Here is a 16530-nt window from a genome sequence, read left to right on the forward strand (position 1 = left end):
TCGGCCGACGCCGCCCCGGGAACCCGGGTCACGCTACTGCCCTGGGGTGGCGGTCGGACTCGGTGACATCGTCGTGGGGTCGTCGCTCGGGGGCGGTGACGCGGTCTCTGATGGGGAGGGCTCGGGCGTTGCGGAGGTCGGCTGCTCGCTCGGGCTCGGCGATGCGTCCGCCGATGAGGACATCGACGCCGATGCCGACGCCGACACAGATACCGACGCCGACGCCGAGGCCGATACCGACGCCGTTGGTGTCGGTATCGGCACCTGTGGTGGCTTGGTGGTGGACCCGTTCGGTTGGTGGGGACGCTGCGGCGCCGAACTGGTGGTCGCAGTGGGCGGCGGCGGTTCCCCGTCGTCAGCTGTCGCCGTCGGCGCTGACGGCGGGGTCTCGCTCGTCCGGTTGCCCTCGGCAGCGCCGATACCCGCCACCGTAGCCAGGCCGGCGATCGCCACCACCACGGTGGCCACCACCCCGACCAGCGCTCCGCGTCGGGCCGGGCGGTACGCGTCAACGACCAGGTTGTCGGTCAGCGTCGTCGGCTCGGCAGTGCGCAGCGCCGCCGAGCCCACCGGGTTCACTGGTGTGGTCGCCGCTGTGGGATCCGACACCGCGGCGCGGGCGGCTGCGGCCATCGCAGACCCACTACTGAACCGGCCCTCGGGGTTCTTCGCCAAGGCGCGGCGGACCAGCGCCCGCACCGCCTCTGGGATGTCGTGGGGGAGTTCGGGCGGATCTTCGTCGAGGTGCGCGACGGCGACCTGCAGCGGACTCTCACCGGTGAATGGTGGGCTGCCGCTGAGGCAGCAGTAGGCCACCGCTCCGAGCGCGTAGATGTCGGTGGCGCCGGAGACCGGCCGCCCGGCGGCCTGCTCCGGCGCCATGTAGAGCGCGGTTCCCGGTACGGCGTCGGTGTTGGTGATGCTTGTCACGTTGGTCGATCGGGCCACTCCGAAGTCGACCAGCACAACGGTGCCGTTCTCCTGCACCACCAGGTTGCTTGGTTTGATATCCCGGTGCACGACGCCGTGGCGGTGCACGGTCTCCAGCGCCTGTGCGGCCTGCTCGACAATTGACATCGTTTCGACCACGTCGAGTCGACCGGCGGCCTCGATCCGCCGGGTCAGGGGCTCGCCGGTAACGAACTCCATGATCAGGTAGTTGGCCTGGTCGCCGGTGGGCAGCTCGTCCGCGCCGCAGTCGAAGACCTGCACCACCCCGGGGTGCCGCAGGGCGGCCATGATCCGCGCCTCGGACCGGAACCGGGCGATGAAGTCGGGGTCGGAGACGAGCGCTGGGAGCAGCACCTTCACTGCCACGGGTCGGTCCAGGACCAGATCGACGCCCCGCCAGACGTCCCCCATGCCGCCGGTAGCGATCCGTTCGTCCAGGCGGTATCGACCGCTGAGCACGACGCCCGATGTCAACACGCCAACACCGTACCTACCGCGGCGGCGGCGATGCGCCGTGCCGTCCCGCCGCCGGGCGCCACCCCTATTTCCCCCGAATGCACGGAGTTCGTCTGCTAGACAGAGGGAGGCCGGCCCGCGGGGCACTCACCTTCGTTGGTGATCCGCGTTACGGTGGCACGGGTCGGACGTCGGCGCGGCGAAGGGGGCCGAACCATGGTGACGTCGCCGGAGGTGGACCACGGAACGGTCCTGACCTCCTCGGCCGCGGCTGCGGTCCACCTGTCCCGGATCTGTTTCAAGACCGGCCCGCCCCGATGGCTCGGCGTCGAGCTTGAATGGACCGTGCACGATGCCGTTGACCCCGCCCGCCCGGTCGGGGCCAACCGCCTGCGGGCCGCCCTCGGGCCGCACAGCCCCCGCACCCTGGACACCACGAGCCCCGCCCAGCCGCTGCGGCATGGCGGTTCCGTCACCGTCGAGCCCGGCGGGCAGGTGGAGATCTCCACCGCGACACATGCCTCGGTCATGGCCCTCGTTACCGCCACCGAAGCCGAGATCGCCGAACTCACCGCGCTTCTGGGGCGAGCCGGGCTGGTCCTTGGGCCCGGCGGGATCGACGCTCATCGTTCCCCCCGCCCCGTGTTCGAAACCCCGCGGTACCGGGCGATGCGCCAGGTCTTCGATCGTCGTGGCCCGGCCGGGCGCAGGATGATGTACAGCACCGCCGGCCTGCAGATCTGCCTCGATGTCGGCGAGGCGGACCAGCTCGCCGACCGCTGGGCCACAGCGCACGCGATTGGTCCACCCTTGATCGCCGCCTTCGCCACCGCTGGGCGGCACGCCGGGCGAGCGACCGGCTGGGTCTCGGCCCGGATGGCCGCGTGGCTCGCCATCGACCCGGCGCGGACCCGGGCGGTTTGGACTCCCGAGCAGGGCGCCGCGGATCCGATCGCCAGTTGGACGGCGTACGTCCTCGCCGCCCCGTTGCTCTGCGTGCGGGACGGGCCGGACTGGACGGCACCGGTGGGCGTCACCTTCGCCGACTGGCTCGCTGGCGCGCTGCCCCGGCCCCCTACAGTCGACGATCTCGACTACCACGTCAGCACGCTCTTTCCGCCGGTGCGTCCGCGCGGCTACCTGGAGTTGCGCTACCTCGACGCCCAACCGGAAGACAGTTGGTCCGTGCCGGTGGCGGTGGTCGCCGCGTTGCTCTCCGAGCCGGCTGTCACCCGGGCCGCCCGATCGCTCGTCGGGGCGCAGGCGCAGCGGTGGATCGCCGCGGCCCGGCACGGCCTGCGCGACGACGCTCTCGCGGCAACGGCCGCCGACCTTTTTGATCTGGCGCTGACCGCGCTGCCCCGGCTGGGGCTGGCGCCCGCGCTGCACGACGACCTTGACCGAGGCGTACGACGGCGGCGGGAGGCCGCGGGAAGGAGGCGGCGGTGACCGAGACGACCGACCGGCCCGACGGGGTACGACTGCGGGAACATATCGCGGCGGAGCTGGCGCGGGCCCGGGCCCGGACCGCGGTGTTGACCGACGCGGTTGACGACGCCGACCTGGTGCGACAACATTCTCCGTTGATGTCACCCCTGGTGTGGGACCTCGCCCACGTCGGTAACCAGGAAGAGCTCTGGCTGGTGCGGGACGTCGGCGGCCGGGAGCCGGTCCGCCAGGACATTGACGAGCTCTATGACGCCTTCAAGCAGCCTCGCCGGGACCGGCCGGCGCTGCCGTTGCTGCCGCCGCCGCAGGCGCGGGCATACGTGGCGACGGTCCGGGACAAGGTCTTTGACCTCCTCGACGGGGTGACCTTCACCGACCGGCGGCTGGTCGCCGACGGCTTCGCCTTCGGCATGATCGTCCAACACGAGCAGCAGCACGACGAGACCATGCTCGCGACCCACCAGCTGCGTTCCGGTCCGGCTGTCTTCGACCCGCCGCCTCCGCCGGAGCCCCGAGTCCGGGTGGGCCGGGAGGTACTGGTTCCGGCCGGTGAGTTCACCATGGGCACCGACACCGACCCCTGGGCGCTGGACAACGAGCGTCCGGCCCACCGGGTGCACCTGCCGGCGTATGTCATCGACACGGCACCGGTCACCAACGGTGCGTATGCGGCCTTCATCGCCGAGGGCGGGTACCGCGATTCACGTTGGTGGAGCGCCGCGGGGTGGGCGCACCGGCAGGAGGCGGGTCTGACGGCCCCGTTGCACTGGCACCCGGATGGAGACGGCTGGGCCTACCGCCGCTTCGGCCGGTGGGCGCCGGTACGCGACGACGAGCCGGTGGTGCACGTCAGCTGGTACGAGGCGCAGGCCTACGCCACCTGGGCGGGAAAGCGGTTGCCGACCGAGGCGGAGTGGGAGAAGGCAGCCCGCTGGGACCCGGCGACCGGTCGGTCCCGCCGCTACCCGTGGGGCGACGGGGACCCGACGACCAGCCACGCCAACCTCGGCCAGCGGCACCTCTGGCCGGCGCCGGTCGGGGCCTATCCGGCCGGTGCGTCGCCGCTCGGTGTCCACCAGCTGATCGGCGACGTGTGGGAGTGGACCTCGACAACCTTCCGTGGTCATCCCGGCTTCACGGCCTTCCCGTACCGGGAGTATTCCGAGGTCTTCTTCGGCGACGACCACCGGGTGCTGCGCGGCGGATCATTCGGTACCGACCGGGCGGCCTGTCGGGGCACCTTCCGTAACTGGGACTATCCCATTCGGCGGCAGATCTTCAGTGGTTTCCGCTGCGCCCGGGACGCCGCCCCCGAGGAGGCAGCAGAGTGAGGGTCCGCTGATGTGTCGTCACCTCGTCTATCTCGGGCCGCCGATCACCCTGCGGGAGCTACTGTTCGATCCGCCGGCGTCGTTGGTCCAGCAGTCCTGGGCGCCGAAGGACATGCGTCGCGGCGGGGGTATCAATGCCGACGGCTTCGGCGTCGGCTGGTACCCGGACGGCGGGGAGCCGGTCCGCTACCGGCGGGCGCAGCCGATCTGGACCGACCCGACGATCGCCCAGCTAGCCGGCGTCACCCGTTCGGGCGCGATCCTCGCGGCGGTCCGGTCCGCGACCGTCGGCATGCCGGTGCTCGAGTCGGCCGCCGCGCCGTTTCTGGAGGGGCGGTGGCTGTTCAGCCACAACGGGGCGGTGCGCGGCTGGCCGGACAGCATGGCCCCGCTCGCTGGTGCGTTGCCGGTGCGTGACCTGCTCACCCTCGACGCGCCCACCGATGCGGCGCTGCTCTGGGCGCTGGTCCGGCACCGGCTGCGCGCCGGGGTCGAGCCGGGCCGCGCCGTGGCGGAAACGGTGGTGGCGGTGGCCCGGGCCGCCCCCGGGTCCCGGCTCAACCTGCTGTTGACCGATGGGCACACGGCGGTGGCGAGCGTCGCCGGGCACAGCCTGTCGATCCGTCGGACCCCGAACTCGGTGCTGCTGGCGTCCGAGCCGCACGATGACGACCCCGACTGGCAGGCGGTGCCAGAGGGGCAACTGGTGGTGGCGACCGCCACCGGGGTGCGGATCAGTGCCCTGCTGGCGGAGTGATCGCCAGGCGACCTTGATACCGCCGGAGACGTCCATGAGGAAGGGACAGACATGAGTGCAGAGCCGCTGGAGATCCACCTCGAAGAGCAGGACCTGGGACGCAACCTTCGGCAGGATGTCCGCGCCGGGTTGACCGCCGAGGAGAAGTGGTTGTCCCCGAAGTGGTTCTACGACGCTCGGGGAAGTCAGCTCTTTGAGGAGATCACCCGGCTGGCAGAGTACTACCAGACCGGGGCCGAACGTGCGGTACTGCTGGATCGGGCTGCTGAGATCGCGACGGTGAGCGGTGCCAAGACGTTGATCGAGCTGGGCTCCGGTTCCTCGGAGAAGACCCGGCTGCTGCTGGACGCGTTCACCCGCCACGGCGACCTGGGCACCTTTGTGCCGCTGGACGTGTCGGTGAGCGCGCTGCGCGAATCCACCGCCCGGATCGCCGCTGACTATCCGGGCCTGCGCGTACGGGGAATCGTCGGCGACTTCACCCGGCATCTTGATCGGCTGCCGGCGGGCGGGCGGCGGCTCGTGGTGTTTCTCGGCGGGACGATTGGCAACCTGCTGCCGGCCGAGCGCGCCGATTTCCTGGCGGCGATGCGCGCCGCGCTGGAACCGGGGGACTGGTTGCTGGTCGGCACCGACCTGGTCAAGGATCCGGCGGTAATTGTTCCCGCGTACGACGACGCGGCGGGGGTGACCGCCGAGTTCAATCGCAACGTGCTGCAGGTGATAAACCGGGAGCTGGGTGCCGATTTTGACCCAGCGGCCTTCGAACACGTCGCGCTCTGGAATCCGGAGCGGGAGTGGATCGAGATGCGGCTGCGGGCCCGGCACCCGATGCGGGTACAGGTGCTCGACACTGAGGTGACGTTCGCCGCCGGGGAGGAGCTACGGACCGAGGTCTCGGCAAAGTTCCGGCCCGAGGGGATCGCGGCGGAACTGCTTGAGGCGGGCTTCGTCACCAGCGAGTTCTGGACGGATCCGGCCGGCCTGTTCGGCGTTACGCTCGCCCGGGCCGAGTAGGCGGACGCCGCCGGCCCTCCTCGTCTCACCGGCCCCTCCTCGTCTCACCGGCCCCTCCTCGTCTCACCGGCCCCTCCTCGTCTCACCGGCCGGTCCTCCGACATCAGCGCCGTCGGTGGTCGGCTAGGGTGGTCGGCGCGAAGGGGAGTAGCCCCCAACGTCGTGGTCGACACACTGGTGTTCCCGCACCCGGCCACACGGCCCCGCTCGGCGGGGCGGGCGAGACCTTCGACCCAGGTTGGTAGCCGGGTCGAGGTCGCTCCGTGCCTCTTTCCGGCCGGATCGGAAAGGATGTCATGGAGGGTTTCCTCGTCGCGCTTGGGGTGAGCTTCGGCGTCATCTTCGTCGCCGAGTTGGGGGACAAATCCCAGCTGATGGCCCTGACCTTTGCCACCCGATTTCGCCCGTTGCCGGTGCTGATCGGCATCACCGTGGCCACGGCCGTCGTGCACCTGGCCTCGGTGGCGATCGGCTACGGGCTCGGTGCGGCGTTGCCTACCGGATGGATCGCGCTCCTCGCCGGCGTGGCGTTTCTCGGGTTTGGTGCCTGGACGCTTCGCGGCGACCACCTCACCGAGGAGGAGCGCCGTAAGGCGAACCGGTCGGGCCGGCCGGCGGTGGTGGTCGGCGTCGCTTTCCTCCTCGCCGAGCTGGGCGACAAGACCATGTTGGCGACCATCACCCTGGCGACACAGTACGGCTGGTTCGGTACCTGGCTTGGATCCACGCTCGGCATGGTCGCCGCGGATGCCCTGGCGATTGCGGCGGGGCGGATGCTCGGCCGCCGGTTGCCCGAGCGGACCGTGCGCTTTGGTGCGGCGCTGCTCTTCGCCGGGTGCGGCCTCTGGCTGATCCTGGATGCGGTCGGGCAGCTCGGCTGAGCGCTGGTCCTGGGCGAACCGAACTCGTTCGGTTCGCCCAGGACGGCGCCGGCAGGTGTCGTCGGCAGACGCCGGTTGGCCTCGCGGCGCCCCGGCCGGCCTGGTCAGTCGTTGCGGTGCTGGAAGACGTCGGGTACCCCGTCGCGGTTGCTGTCCACCCGCTCCTTCACCGCGATACGCCGATAGGCCTTGTTGCGGCGGGTCAGCACGACGGAGGCGAGCAGCGCCGCGATCAGCGATCCGCTGAGTACGGCAGCCTTGACGTTGTCGTCGGCGGCAACGCTGTCGAAGGCGAGTTCACCGATCAGTAGCGACACGGTGAATCCGATGCCGGCTAGCAGGGAGACCCCGAGTAGGTCGGTCCAGGTGATGTCCCGGTCCAGCTCGGCGCGGGTGAACCGGGCGAGCAGGAACGTGGAGCCGAAGATACCGAGTACCTTGCCGAGCACCAGGCCGGCGACGATGCCGACGACGATCGGGTCGGTGATCACGGCGCCGAGGTCGGCGCCGCGTAGGGACACTCCGGCGGCGAAGAAGGCGAAGACGGGGACGGCGAAGCCGGCGGAGACCGGCCGCCAGCGGTGTTCGAGGTGCTCGGCGAGCCCGTGCCGGTCACCGTCCCGGCCGCGCAGGACCGGTACCGTGAAGCCGAGTAGGACGCCGGCCACCGTGGCGTGCACGCCGGACTCGTGTACCAGGGTCCACGCCACCAGGGCCAGCGGGATCAGCGCCCACCACCAGGTCTTGCGGCGCTGCACGAGGAGACCGAAGAGTGCGATCGGCAGCAGCGCGAGCAGCAGCGGCATGAGTTTGAAGTCGCCGGTGTAGAAGATGGCGATGACCGTGATCGCGAGCAGGTCGTCCACCACGGCGAGGGTGAGCAGGAAGGCGCGGAGCCCCTGTGGCAGGTGGGATCCGATAACCGCCAGCACGGCGAGCGCGAAGGCGATGTCGGTGGCGGTCGGGATGGCCCAGCCGCGCAGGTTCTCACCACCGGCGGAGAGGTTGATGCCGACGTAGATCAGGGCCGGAACGATCATTCCTCCGACCGCCGCGACGACCGGCAGGGCGGCTCGCCGTGGGTCACGAAGGTCGCCGGCGACGAATTCACGTTTGAGTTCGAGCCCGACCACGAAGAAGAAGATCGCTAGTAGGCCGTCGGCCGCCCACGCGGCGAGGTCCAGGTCCAGGTGCAGGTCGGATCCGCCTGGCCAGGGCACCCACGATGCCAACGCGGCGTAGGAGTCGCCCCAGGGCGAGTTCGCCCAGAGCAGCGCGATCACCGCGCCGAGCAGGAGCAGGCCGCCGCCGAAGGTCTCGGTCCGCAGCACGTCAGCCAGGAAACGGGCCTCCGGCCAGGAGGTACGCGAGAAGAGGCGGCGGGCACGGCCCGGGGGCGGGGTGCGGTCGGTCATACGCGCGGTCCATCCAAGCGGTGTCGGAGCAGCAGGAAACGTTCGCCGACCAGGCTTCCCGGCACACCGCTCACCACCCTATCCAGGCGAGTGACGGGACGGCGAACGGAGACGACGTGACCTTGCCCCCGTCACACCGTTTCTCCCGGGGGAGGAGGGGTGTCGGGCCTATCGATCGAATAGCGAAACTTCGGATATTTGATGTATGAGGCGCTGTAATGGTTTCACGGTATAAGTTGAGCTTAGGAGCTTTTATGAGTTTCTTTGGGGTTTTCGGCTCGGTGCGGCGGCGTACCTGATGGACCGCTGCCGCCCGCATCCGGTAGCGCGGCGCGCCCACCTGCGTCGTCGGGCAGTCGGCGAGCACCAGAGCGGAGCGTTCGGGTCGCAGACCAGGGCGGACTCGTACATGGACAGCAGCCAGCGGGGCCACACGGCCGCCCTGCTGGCAACGGGGGAGCAACGATGAAGATCGGCATCCTGGCGTATCACTTTCCACCGGAACCGGCTTTCATCCCGGGCAGCCTCGCAGAGGAGCTGGCCCGTCGCGGGCACGAAGTCCGGGTGCTGACTGGATTTCCCGACTATCCGGGCGGGTACGCCTATCCGGGCTGGCGTCAGCGTTGGCGCCACGAGACCCGCAGCGAGCGGCTGACCGTGCGCCGGGTGCCCCGCTACGTTGCCCAGACCACCGGCCACGTTCGCGGCCGGTGGTCCGGCCCCCTCTCCTTCGCGGGCAGCGTGTCGCTGGTCAGCCGGCGGTTCTTCGCCGGTGTCGATGCCCTCTACGTGCACCAACCGCCGGCCACCGCCTTCGCCGCCGCCCGCCTGCTGCGCGCGCTTCGTCGGGTGCCGGCGGTCGTGCACGTTCAGGACGTGTGGGCTGGTTCGGAGCCGGCGGCCGGCGGGCCCGATCGGTGGACCGCTCGGCTTGCCAGGGCGATGGCCGCTACGTACCGCCGCGCTGACCGGGTCGCGGTCGCGGCTCCCTCGCTGCGGGACCTCGTCGTGACCGAGGGGGCCGACCCGGACCGGGTCGAGCTGGTGCTCAACTGGACTGACGAGCGGATCTTCCAGCCGGCTCCGCCGACCCCGGCCGCCGGTCAACTGATCCGTCGCGACGACCGCTGCGTGGTTATGTACGCCGGCACCATCGGCGCTCGACAGGGGCTGGAGACGGCGGTCCGGGCGGCGGCAGCGCTCGACCAGCGGATGGATTTGGTGCTGGTCGGGTCGGGCGAGCAGGAGCGGCGGGTGCGGGGGCTCGCCGCCGAGTTGGGAACGGACAACGTGCGGTTCGTCGACCGGCGCTCGCCGTTGGACATGCCGGAGCTGTACGCCGCTGCCGACTTCCAGTTGGTCACGCTTCGGGACCTGCCCGAACTGCGCAGCACCCTGCCCGGAAAGTTGCCGACGGCCCTGTCGTGCGGGGTGCCGGTCATCGCCTCGGCCGGCGGCGACACCGCTGAGGTGGTGGAGAGCGCCCGAGCCGGACTGTCATGCCCGCCGGAGGAGTGGGACGCCCTCGCCGACCGGTTCTGGTTGGCCACGACCATCCCTCCGGCGGCCCGTGCCGAGATGGGCCGGCGGGGCCGGGAGGCGTACCTGAAACAGATGTCGATGCCCGCCGGAGTGGATCGGATCGAGCGCCTGCTGGACGAGGCCGCGAGCGGACGCCGACGGTGAGGGCGACGCGCGCCGCCCGCCGGGCATCTAGGAGTGGCGCCGGTCGGGGCGGGTAGTCGCCGCTCATGCCGACCATCGAGGAGAAGAAGCGCTTGGTCCGCCGGCTCGCCGGTGGCGGGCGCGGCTTTGCTGAGCAGTACGGTTTCCGAACCACCAATAACCCGTCAAGTCTCTTCCAGCTGCTCTGCCTGGCTGTGTTGTTGTCCCGCCGCGGTGATGCTCGGCGAGCCATCGAGGTGGCCCGCGCCCTGCAGGACCATGGTTGGGACAGTGCCGCCCGGTTGGCCCGTTCCACGCCCGCGGAGCGGTCCGGGTTGCTGCGTGACTGCGGGCTCCGCGGGGCAGCCGAGCAGACCGCCGGCACGCTCGGGGAGCTGGCGCAGGCAGTCGTTGACCGGTACCGGGGCGATCTTCGCCGGTTGCGGGTGGTCGCCGCCCGCGATGCCGACCGGGAACGTGCCCTGCTCACCGAGCTGCCCGGGGTGGACGATACGGCGGTCGTCCTGTTTCTCCGCGAGGTGCAGGCACTCTGGGCTGAGATACCGCCGGTCGCCGATCGGCGGGCGCTGGCCGCGGCCCGCCGACTGGGTCTCGGGCGTTCCGCCGGCGACCTGGCCGGGCTGGCGGGTAGTGGCCGGTCCGAGCGGTTGGCCTGGCTGGTGGGCGCGCTCGCCCGGGTGGATCTGGAGGAGCGATACCCGGAGGTGGTCGGCCCGGCTGTGCCAGCGCCGTGAGCGGCAGCCCCCGGGCCGAATCCGAGTCGATTTCATGGCTCAGTTGCTCGGCCGGCTCGTGAGTCGGCCAACACTTCGGTGAAAGCGACACCGAGCCAGCGTCCCTGTCGTATGGTGGTCGGACATTGATGTCCGCCTGGTTCGGGCGAGGCAAGCAGCTGACCGCCGATGGTCGTGACCCGGTTCGGGATAGTTCGTCGGTGCAGGTCCGCGTTGAGCGCCCCTGGTCGCGGTTCGTGGCCCGGGGCGCTCGGCTTCCCACTGATCGGCCCATAGATCCTCCGCAGCCGGGGAATAGCTGTCCGGCTCCGGTCGCCGGCAACCCGGCGGTTTCCCTACCGCGCACGGTGGGTATCCGGTTGGCCGGACCGAAGGGGACAGCATGGACTACCACACCTTTGTTGACCAGGTCGGGCAGCGGACGGGCGCCCCTGCCGCACAGGCGGTGGAGCTGACCCGGGCGGTCCTGGAGACGCTCGCCGAGCGGCTGACCGGCGGGGAGGTGCTGGATCTGGCCGTACAGCTGCCGGCGCAGCTGCAGGCGGTGTTGAAGCCGGGGCCCGACAACGAGGCAGCGCAGCGGCTTGCGGCGGCAGAGTTTGTCACTCGGGTGGCCGCCCGTGCCCACGTCGACGAAGCGACTGCGCATGGGGCCGTCCGAGCGGTCTTCAGCACGCTGCGGGAGGCGATCAGCGGTGGTGAGTTCGACGATGTCGCGGTGCAGTTGCCCCGCGACTACCGGGAACTGGTGGAGCCGGCGCTGGCGCCGGGTTCGACGCTGCGCCGGCCCTGAGTCACCGCGCTGACTCTCCCGTACCCCACCTGTGGGGGCTAGGCTACGGCACCCGCAGCGTGCAGGTCGGCGATGCGGTCAGCTCCGAAGCCCGCCTCGGTCAGCAGTTCGTCCGTGTGTTCACCGGGGTGCGGCGGTGGACGGTGCAGGGTCGTCGGCGTACCGGAGAAGCGTGGTGCGGGTGCCGGTTGGGTCACCCCGTGGTGTTCCACGAAAGTCTCCCGCGCCGTCAGGTGCGGGTGTGCCGGCGCCTCCGTCCAGTCCAGAACCGGGGCCACGCAGGCGTCCGAGCCGACGAAGAGCGCCGCCCACTCGTCCCGGGTCCGGGTCCGGAACAATCGTGCCCACGCCTCCCGCAGCGCCGGCCAGTTCGTCGGGTCGGTGCGGTCTAGTGCGACGTCACCGGGCAGCGGAAAGCCGGTGCGTTGGACCAGTTCGTCGTAGAAGCGGGGCTCCAGCGCGCCCACCGCCAGGTGCTTTCCATCGGCACACTCGTAGCTGTCGTAGAACGGAGCGCCCCCGTCGAGCAGGTTCACTCCGCGTGGATCCTGCCACCTGCCGAGGTGGCGCAGGGCGTGGATCTGGGTGCTGAGCACCGAGACGCCGTCCACGATGGCGGCGTCCACCACCTGGCCGGTGGCGCCGCCGCGCACCGCGTACAGGGCGCTGATCAGGCCGAGGGCGAGTAGCATTCCACCGCCACCGAAGTCGCCGAGCAGGTTCAGCGGCGGCACCGGACGCTCGCCGGCTCGTCCGATCCCATGTAGCGCCCCGGTCAGGGCCAGGTAAGTGATATCGTGCCCGGCTTCCGGCGCGGCGGGACCGTGCTGCCCCCAGCCGGTCATCCGCCCGTACACGAGGTGTGGGTTGACCGTGTGGCAGTCCGCCGGGCCGAGACCAAGTCGCTCGGCCACGCCGGGCCGGAAACCCTCGATCAGCACATCCGCGCCGGCGGTCAGAGCGAGCGCCACGTCGCGGCCGGGGGGTGACTTCAGGTCCACGCCGATTGATCGCCGTCCCCGGTTCAGCAGATCAGGGTGCGGGGCGCCGAAAGCGGTCGGGTCCACGTCGGTCGCGCGGTCCACCCGGATCACCTCGGCGCCGAGATCGGCCAGCATCATTGCCGCGAACGGCCCCGGCCCAATGCCGGCCAGCTCGATTACCCGCACCCCGGCGAGGGGGCCGGCCGGTACGTTGTCGGTCATCGGGCCACGATAAGCGCCGATGGGCTCGGGTGGTAGGGGGCTGGGTGCGCTGGTGGGAGATGAGGTGTCGATGGTGGGGACCGGGGGTGCCGTGTGGCAGTCCGGACCCGGACTGCCCTAACCTTGTCGCGACGAGGGGAGTACTTCCCACGAGCCATTCCGGTCAGTACGGCGGGCCCGGAGCCTGCCTCGGATGGTTGCCTACGAAAGTGGGTGAAGGAGACCTCGAGCATGGCATCGTGTTCGAGGAGGCTCCATGACCGATTTGTACCTTTCTGCCGAGCTGCAGTCGGTCGGTACGCCGACGCTGTGGGGCGTGACCATCGCCGGCATCGTCGTGCTGCTGATTCTCGACTTTCTGGTCACTCGGCGGCCGCACGAGGTATCGATCCGGGAGGCGCTGGCCTGGTCGGCCTTCTACCTCGCGCTGCCGCTGGCGTTCGGCGCCTGGCTCTGGTCCCGCTACGGCTCGCAGCAGGGCGTCGAGTACCTGACCGGCTACCTGGTGGAGAAGTCCCTCTCGGTAGACAACCTCTTCGTCTTCATGCTGCTGTTGGCCGCGTTCGCGGTGCCCCCGGTGCTCGCCCAGCGGGTCCTGCTGTTCGGGATCACCGGTGCCCTGGTGCTGCGCGCGGTGTTCATCGCACTCGGCGCGGCTGCGCTGCAGACGCTCGACTTCGCCTTCCTGCTTTTCGCCCTCATCCTGCTCGCCACCGCGGCAAAGCTGCTGCGTGACGCGATTTCCGGCCAGGAGCAGGAGGTCGACATCAACGGGATGCGCTCGGTGCGGCTCCTGCGCAAGTTCATGCCGGTCACCCAGGACTACCAGGGTACGAAGATGGTCGTCCGCCTGGGTGGCCGGCGAACCCTCACCCCGCTGGCCCTGGTGGTCGTCGCGGTGCTCGCCACCGATGTGGTCTTCGCCGTCGATTCGGTGCCGGCCGTGTACGGCATCACTGAAGATCCGTACCTGGTCTTCGCCACCAACGCCTTCGCGCTGCTCGGGCTGCGGGCGCTCTACTTCGTCCTGCACGCCGCGCTCAGCCGGCTGGTTCACCTCAACTACGGACTCGCGGTCATCCTCGCGTTCATCGGAGTGAAGCTGGGTCTGCACTGGGCGCACGGGGTCTGGAAGGGGGTGCCAGAGATTCCGACCCTGGCATCACTCGCAGTGATTCTCGTTGTCCTCGTGGCGGTCACCCTCACCAGCCTGTACGCGACTCGTGCCAGCCGGTCAGGTGGGCGGGAATCGATCGTCAACACCTCCGGTGGCGACGGGATCCCCCGTTAGGGGCCCTGCGTCCCCGCCACGCGGACCTGATCAGCGGATAGGTCGGCCCGGGAGCAGTCCGGGCCGACCTACCTACTGGACGGGCCGGTCCAGCAGGATGGGCACACCTGACCGAGGGTGTTCGCCGGCGGTGTGCGGTGCCCGCGGTGCCCTGCCGGGCATCCCGGGAGGTTTGTCCGGCCTTGCCCGGGGAACGGCGGTGGAATGACGAAGCCTCGGGTGGTGATTGTTGGGGCCGGTTTCGCCGGGTACCACGCGGCAAAGACGCTCAGCCGGTTGGCCAAGGACCAGGCCGAGATCGTGCTGCTGAACACGACTGACTACTTCCTATACCTACCGCTACTACCGGAGGTCGCCGCTGGTGTCGTCGAGCCGACCCGGCTCTCGGTGCCGCTGGCGGGGACACTCGACGGTGTCCGCCTCGTGGTCGGCGAAGCCGACCACGTTGACCTGCGAAACCGTTGGGTCGGTTTCACGCAGCCGGAGGGGGAGCGAAACCGGCTCGCGTACGACCGGTTGGTGCTGGCCGTCGGTAGCGTCAACAAGCTGTTGCCGATCCCCGGGGTCACCGAGTACGCGCACGGCTTTCGCGGTCTGCCGGAGGCGCTCTACCTCCACGACCACGTGGTCCGACAGATCGAGCTGGCGGAACAAGCCACCGACCCGGCCGAACAACGGGCGCGGTCCACCTTCGTGGTGGTGGGAGCCGGCTACACCGGCACCGAGGTGGCCGCCCACGGGCAGTTGTTCACCGACCGGCTCGTTGGACAGCGGTCTCGGCTGAACCTTCGGCCCCGGTGGATGCTGCTCGACGTGGCGCCGCGGGTGCTGCCCGAGCTGAACCGGAGAATGTCCGACACCGCTCATCGGGTCCTGGACGAGCGGGGGGTGGATGTGCGAATGGGCACCTCGGTGGCGGTGGCGACCCCCGACGGGGTCAAACTCACCGATGGGGAGTTCATCCAGACCTGCTCCCTCATCTGGTGTGTCGGCGTCCGCCCCGATCCGTTCGTCGAACAGCTCGGCCTACGGACGGAGAAGGGCCGTCTGGTGACCGATGAGTACCTCAACGTTCCGGGCTTCCCGGAGGTGTTCGCCTGTGGCGACGCCGCGGCCGTGCCCGACCTGGCCCAGCCCGGGCAGGTGTGCGCGATGACCGCCCAGCATGCCCAGCGGCAGGGCAAGCTGGTCGCCCAGAACATCGCCGCCTCGTACGGGCAGGGCACCCGCAAGCCATACAAGCACCATGACCTGGGCTGGGTGGTTGACCTCGGGGGTCGTGACGCGGCGGCGAACCCGTTGAAGGTGCCGCTGGCCGGACTGCCCGCCAAGGTGGTGACTCGGGGATACCACCTGCTCAACCTGCCCGGCAATCGCGCCCGGGTGGGTGCCGACTGGCTGCTGGACGCGACCCTGCCCCGTCCGGCGGTCCAGCTGAGCCTGGTGCCGGCCCACTCGGTGCCGTTGGAGAGCAGCTCTCCCGAGGTGCCCGCCCACGTCGGGTAGGCGGGGAGGGGCCCGCCACCACCGGCTGTGGAGGTGGCCCCTTCCCGCCGCCGGGCGGGCGCCGGGTTAGCTCGCCATCCCGGCCCCCACCTCGTCGATCGCGTCGTCCACGGCATGGGCCAGGTCAACATCTGGCCCGGTTACCTCCGGCGCCGTTCGGGGTCGGGAGGTCGCCACCGTCAACACCGCGGTGGTGCGGTCGGATTGACCGATCGAAGGCCCGCGTCCGGTCTGTCGTCGGAGCCGGTCGAGTCGGTCGAGCACGCGGCCGAGGTTCTCGGCGGGCAGCTCGACTGTCCGGAACAGCCCGTGCCGGTCCCCGGACCAGTACGGGAGGCGGGCCAGCACCTCGCGCAGCTGCCCCTCGTCCAGGGGCGGGGTCGCGGACGTTGCTCCGATCACGCCTCCGCCGGGCTCGGGCGGGGCGAGTAGGTCCCGCAGCCCCTCCGGGACGTGCAGCGACTCGACCAGTCCGCCGTCTCGGTCGGCCAGCGCGGTGAGGGTGGCCGCCGCCTGGTAGCGGGCCTGTTCCGGGGTGCGGCCGCTGAGCCGGCCCACCTCGGCCAGGAATCCGGGTAGGTCGGAGCGGTCCTCGATACCGTCCACCGGGGTGATGTCGTGCAGCCGGGTCGGTATGGCCGCGAGCAGCCGGCCGCGCTCGGCCACCCCCAGTGCGCGGGCCAGGGTCAGCACTGTCGCTGTCACCCCCACCTTTGCGGTAGGGAAGTCAACTCCGGACCGCCGGCCGACCTCGGTCACCAGGTCCTGGTAGCCGATCGTGGCGGGGCGGGCGGGATCGCTGTCCGGGATGGGCCGTGAGTTATCCGGGGCACCGATCGGAGGCGGGGCGGGACCACCGCTGGTGCTGGTCGGTTTGTGTCGTCCCGCCGGAGCGGGCCCGTTGCGGCGCCGTTGGTCAAGACTGGTCAATTGTTTGGTGGCGCCCAGGCTGGCCCCGGTCGCGCTGGGCCGCTGTCCCTGGCTCCGGGCCTGCCGGGCGAGCGCCCGGCGGCGTTGGTTGTCGCCCTCCATCTGCTTGCGCATGTGTCAACTCCTCC

At 70.6% G+C, this 16530-nt stretch carries 14 protein-coding genes; 10 read left to right on the forward strand and 4 right to left on the reverse strand.

The window, feature by feature from the left end:
• Positions 1-33: 33 nt before the first annotated feature.
• Positions 34-1428 carry a serine/threonine-protein kinase gene (locus tag SALPAC4_RS0120555; RefSeq protein WP_027644926.1) on the reverse strand — a complete coding sequence of 465 codons (1395 nt, stop codon included), beginning with the start codon at positions 1426-1428 and terminating at the stop codon, positions 34-36.
• A gap of 195 nt (positions 1429-1623) precedes the next feature.
• Here SALPAC4_RS0120555 and SALPAC4_RS0120560 point away from each other — a divergent pair, with 195 nt between their 5' ends.
• The 5 genes from SALPAC4_RS0120560 (at position 1624) to SALPAC4_RS0120580 (ending at position 6842) form a co-directional block, all read left to right on the forward strand.
• Positions 1624-2856 carry a glutamate-cysteine ligase family protein gene (locus SALPAC4_RS0120560; protein WP_019871951.1) on the forward strand — a complete coding sequence of 411 codons (1233 nt, stop codon included), beginning with the start codon at positions 1624-1626 and terminating at the stop codon, positions 2854-2856.
• Positions 2853-4187: an ergothioneine biosynthesis protein EgtB gene (gene egtB / locus SALPAC4_RS0120565; protein WP_019871952.1), complete on the forward strand. Its 1335-nt coding sequence runs from the start codon at positions 2853-2855 to the stop codon at positions 4185-4187. The genes SALPAC4_RS0120560 and egtB overlap by 4 nt, the downstream gene beginning before the upstream one ends.
• Positions 4188-4197: 10 nt before the next feature.
• Complete coding sequence (egtC, locus tag SALPAC4_RS0120570) at positions 4198-4944, forward strand: ergothioneine biosynthesis protein EgtC (RefSeq protein ID WP_020113543.1); 747 nt, start codon at positions 4198-4200, stop codon at positions 4942-4944.
• A 51-nt stretch (positions 4945-4995) separates the two neighbouring features.
• Positions 4996-5961, forward strand: coding sequence for an L-histidine N(alpha)-methyltransferase (egtD, locus tag SALPAC4_RS0120575; protein ID WP_018736450.1), 966 nt, complete (start codon positions 4996-4998; stop codon positions 5959-5961).
• Positions 5962-6257: 296 nt separating this feature from the next.
• Entirely contained in the window at positions 6258-6842 is a 585-nt protein-coding gene (locus tag SALPAC4_RS0120580) for a TMEM165/GDT1 family protein (RefSeq protein WP_019871954.1), read from the forward strand.
• Between the two features lie 104 nt (positions 6843-6946).
• Here SALPAC4_RS0120580 and nhaA read toward each other — a convergent pair whose 3' ends face one another.
• The gene (nhaA, locus tag SALPAC4_RS0120585) at positions 6947-8257 is read right to left on the reverse strand and encodes a Na+/H+ antiporter NhaA (protein ID WP_019871955.1); all 1311 of its coding nucleotides are present in this window, start codon (positions 8255-8257) and stop codon (positions 6947-6949) included.
• A 465-nt stretch (positions 8258-8722) separates the two neighbouring features.
• Between nhaA and SALPAC4_RS0120590 the strand changes: the two genes are divergently transcribed.
• The 3 genes from SALPAC4_RS0120590 to SALPAC4_RS0120600 all read left to right on the forward strand — a co-directional run bounded on the left by SALPAC4_RS0120590 (position 8723) and on the right by SALPAC4_RS0120600 (position 11470).
• On the forward strand, positions 8723-9943 hold the full coding sequence (locus SALPAC4_RS0120590; protein ID WP_019871956.1) for a glycosyltransferase family 4 protein: 1221 nt from the start codon (positions 8723-8725) through the stop codon (positions 9941-9943).
• 65 nt (positions 9944-10008) lie between these two features.
• A complete protein-coding gene (locus SALPAC4_RS0120595) occupies positions 10009-10677 on the forward strand; it encodes a hypothetical protein (RefSeq protein WP_019871957.1) in 669 nt (222 codons plus the stop codon).
• Between the two features lie 382 nt (positions 10678-11059).
• Complete coding sequence (locus SALPAC4_RS0120600; RefSeq protein WP_019871958.1) at positions 11060-11470, forward strand: DUF2267 domain-containing protein; 411 nt, start codon at positions 11060-11062, stop codon at positions 11468-11470.
• 38 nt (positions 11471-11508) lie between these two features.
• On the opposite strand, the gene SALPAC4_RS0120605 is transcribed toward SALPAC4_RS0120600, so the two are convergent.
• Positions 11509-12675, reverse strand: a complete 1167-nt coding sequence (locus SALPAC4_RS0120605) for a CaiB/BaiF CoA transferase family protein (protein ID WP_019871959.1) — start codon at positions 12673-12675, stop codon at positions 11509-11511.
• A 256-nt stretch (positions 12676-12931) separates the two neighbouring features.
• Here SALPAC4_RS0120605 and SALPAC4_RS0120610 point away from each other — a divergent pair, with 256 nt between their 5' ends.
• Both SALPAC4_RS0120610 and SALPAC4_RS0120615 read left to right on the forward strand, forming a co-directional pair.
• Complete coding sequence (locus tag SALPAC4_RS0120610) at positions 12932-13966, forward strand: TerC/Alx family metal homeostasis membrane protein (protein ID WP_020113544.1); 1035 nt, start codon at positions 12932-12934, stop codon at positions 13964-13966.
• Positions 13967-14170: 204 nt separating this feature from the next.
• The gene (locus SALPAC4_RS0120615; RefSeq protein ID WP_019871961.1) at positions 14171-15472 is read left to right on the forward strand and encodes an NAD(P)/FAD-dependent oxidoreductase; all 1302 of its coding nucleotides are present in this window, start codon (positions 14171-14173) and stop codon (positions 15470-15472) included.
• A gap of 66 nt (positions 15473-15538) precedes the next feature.
• Here the strand turns inward: SALPAC4_RS0120615 and SALPAC4_RS0120620 are convergent, their stop codons facing one another.
• Positions 15539-16516, reverse strand: coding sequence for a DUF2267 domain-containing protein (locus SALPAC4_RS0120620; protein ID WP_019871962.1), 978 nt, complete (start codon positions 16514-16516; stop codon positions 15539-15541).
• Positions 16517-16530 lie beyond the last annotated feature (14 nt).

Origin of the sequence: Salinispora oceanensis, assembly GCF_000383575.1 — a bacterium.
Lineage (GTDB): Bacteria > Actinomycetota > Actinomycetes > Mycobacteriales > Micromonosporaceae > Micromonospora > Micromonospora oceanensis.

What these genes read in the sequence shown, in the direction of transcription:
- SALPAC4_RS0120615 (WP_019871961.1), top strand. Translation starts at nt 14,171, where the DNA reads ATGACGAAGCCTCGGGTGGTGATTGTTGGGGCCGGTTTCGCCGGGTAC.
- nhaA (WP_019871955.1), bottom strand. Translation starts at nt 8,257, where the DNA reads ATGACCGACCGCACCCCGCCCCCGGGCCGTGCCCGCCGCCTCTTCTCG.
- SALPAC4_RS0120605 (WP_019871959.1), bottom strand. Translation starts at nt 12,675, where the DNA reads ATGACCGACAACGTACCGGCCGGCCCCCTCGCCGGGGTGCGGGTAATC.
- SALPAC4_RS0120595 (WP_019871957.1), top strand. Translation starts at nt 10,009, where the DNA reads ATGCCGACCATCGAGGAGAAGAAGCGCTTGGTCCGCCGGCTCGCCGGT.
- SALPAC4_RS0120600 (WP_019871958.1), top strand. Translation starts at nt 11,060, where the DNA reads ATGGACTACCACACCTTTGTTGACCAGGTCGGGCAGCGGACGGGCGCC.
- SALPAC4_RS0120620 (WP_019871962.1), bottom strand. Translation starts at nt 16,516, where the DNA reads ATGCGCAAGCAGATGGAGGGCGACAACCAACGCCGCCGGGCGCTCGCC.
- SALPAC4_RS0120560 (WP_019871951.1), top strand. Translation starts at nt 1,624, where the DNA reads ATGGTGACGTCGCCGGAGGTGGACCACGGAACGGTCCTGACCTCCTCG.
- SALPAC4_RS0120610 (WP_020113544.1), top strand. Translation starts at nt 12,932, where the DNA reads ATGACCGATTTGTACCTTTCTGCCGAGCTGCAGTCGGTCGGTACGCCG.
- SALPAC4_RS0120590 (WP_019871956.1), top strand. Translation starts at nt 8,723, where the DNA reads ATGAAGATCGGCATCCTGGCGTATCACTTTCCACCGGAACCGGCTTTC.
- egtC (WP_020113543.1), top strand. Translation starts at nt 4,198, where the DNA reads ATGTGTCGTCACCTCGTCTATCTCGGGCCGCCGATCACCCTGCGGGAG.
- egtD (WP_018736450.1), top strand. Translation starts at nt 4,996, where the DNA reads ATGAGTGCAGAGCCGCTGGAGATCCACCTCGAAGAGCAGGACCTGGGA.
- SALPAC4_RS0120580 (WP_019871954.1), top strand. Translation starts at nt 6,258, where the DNA reads ATGGAGGGTTTCCTCGTCGCGCTTGGGGTGAGCTTCGGCGTCATCTTC.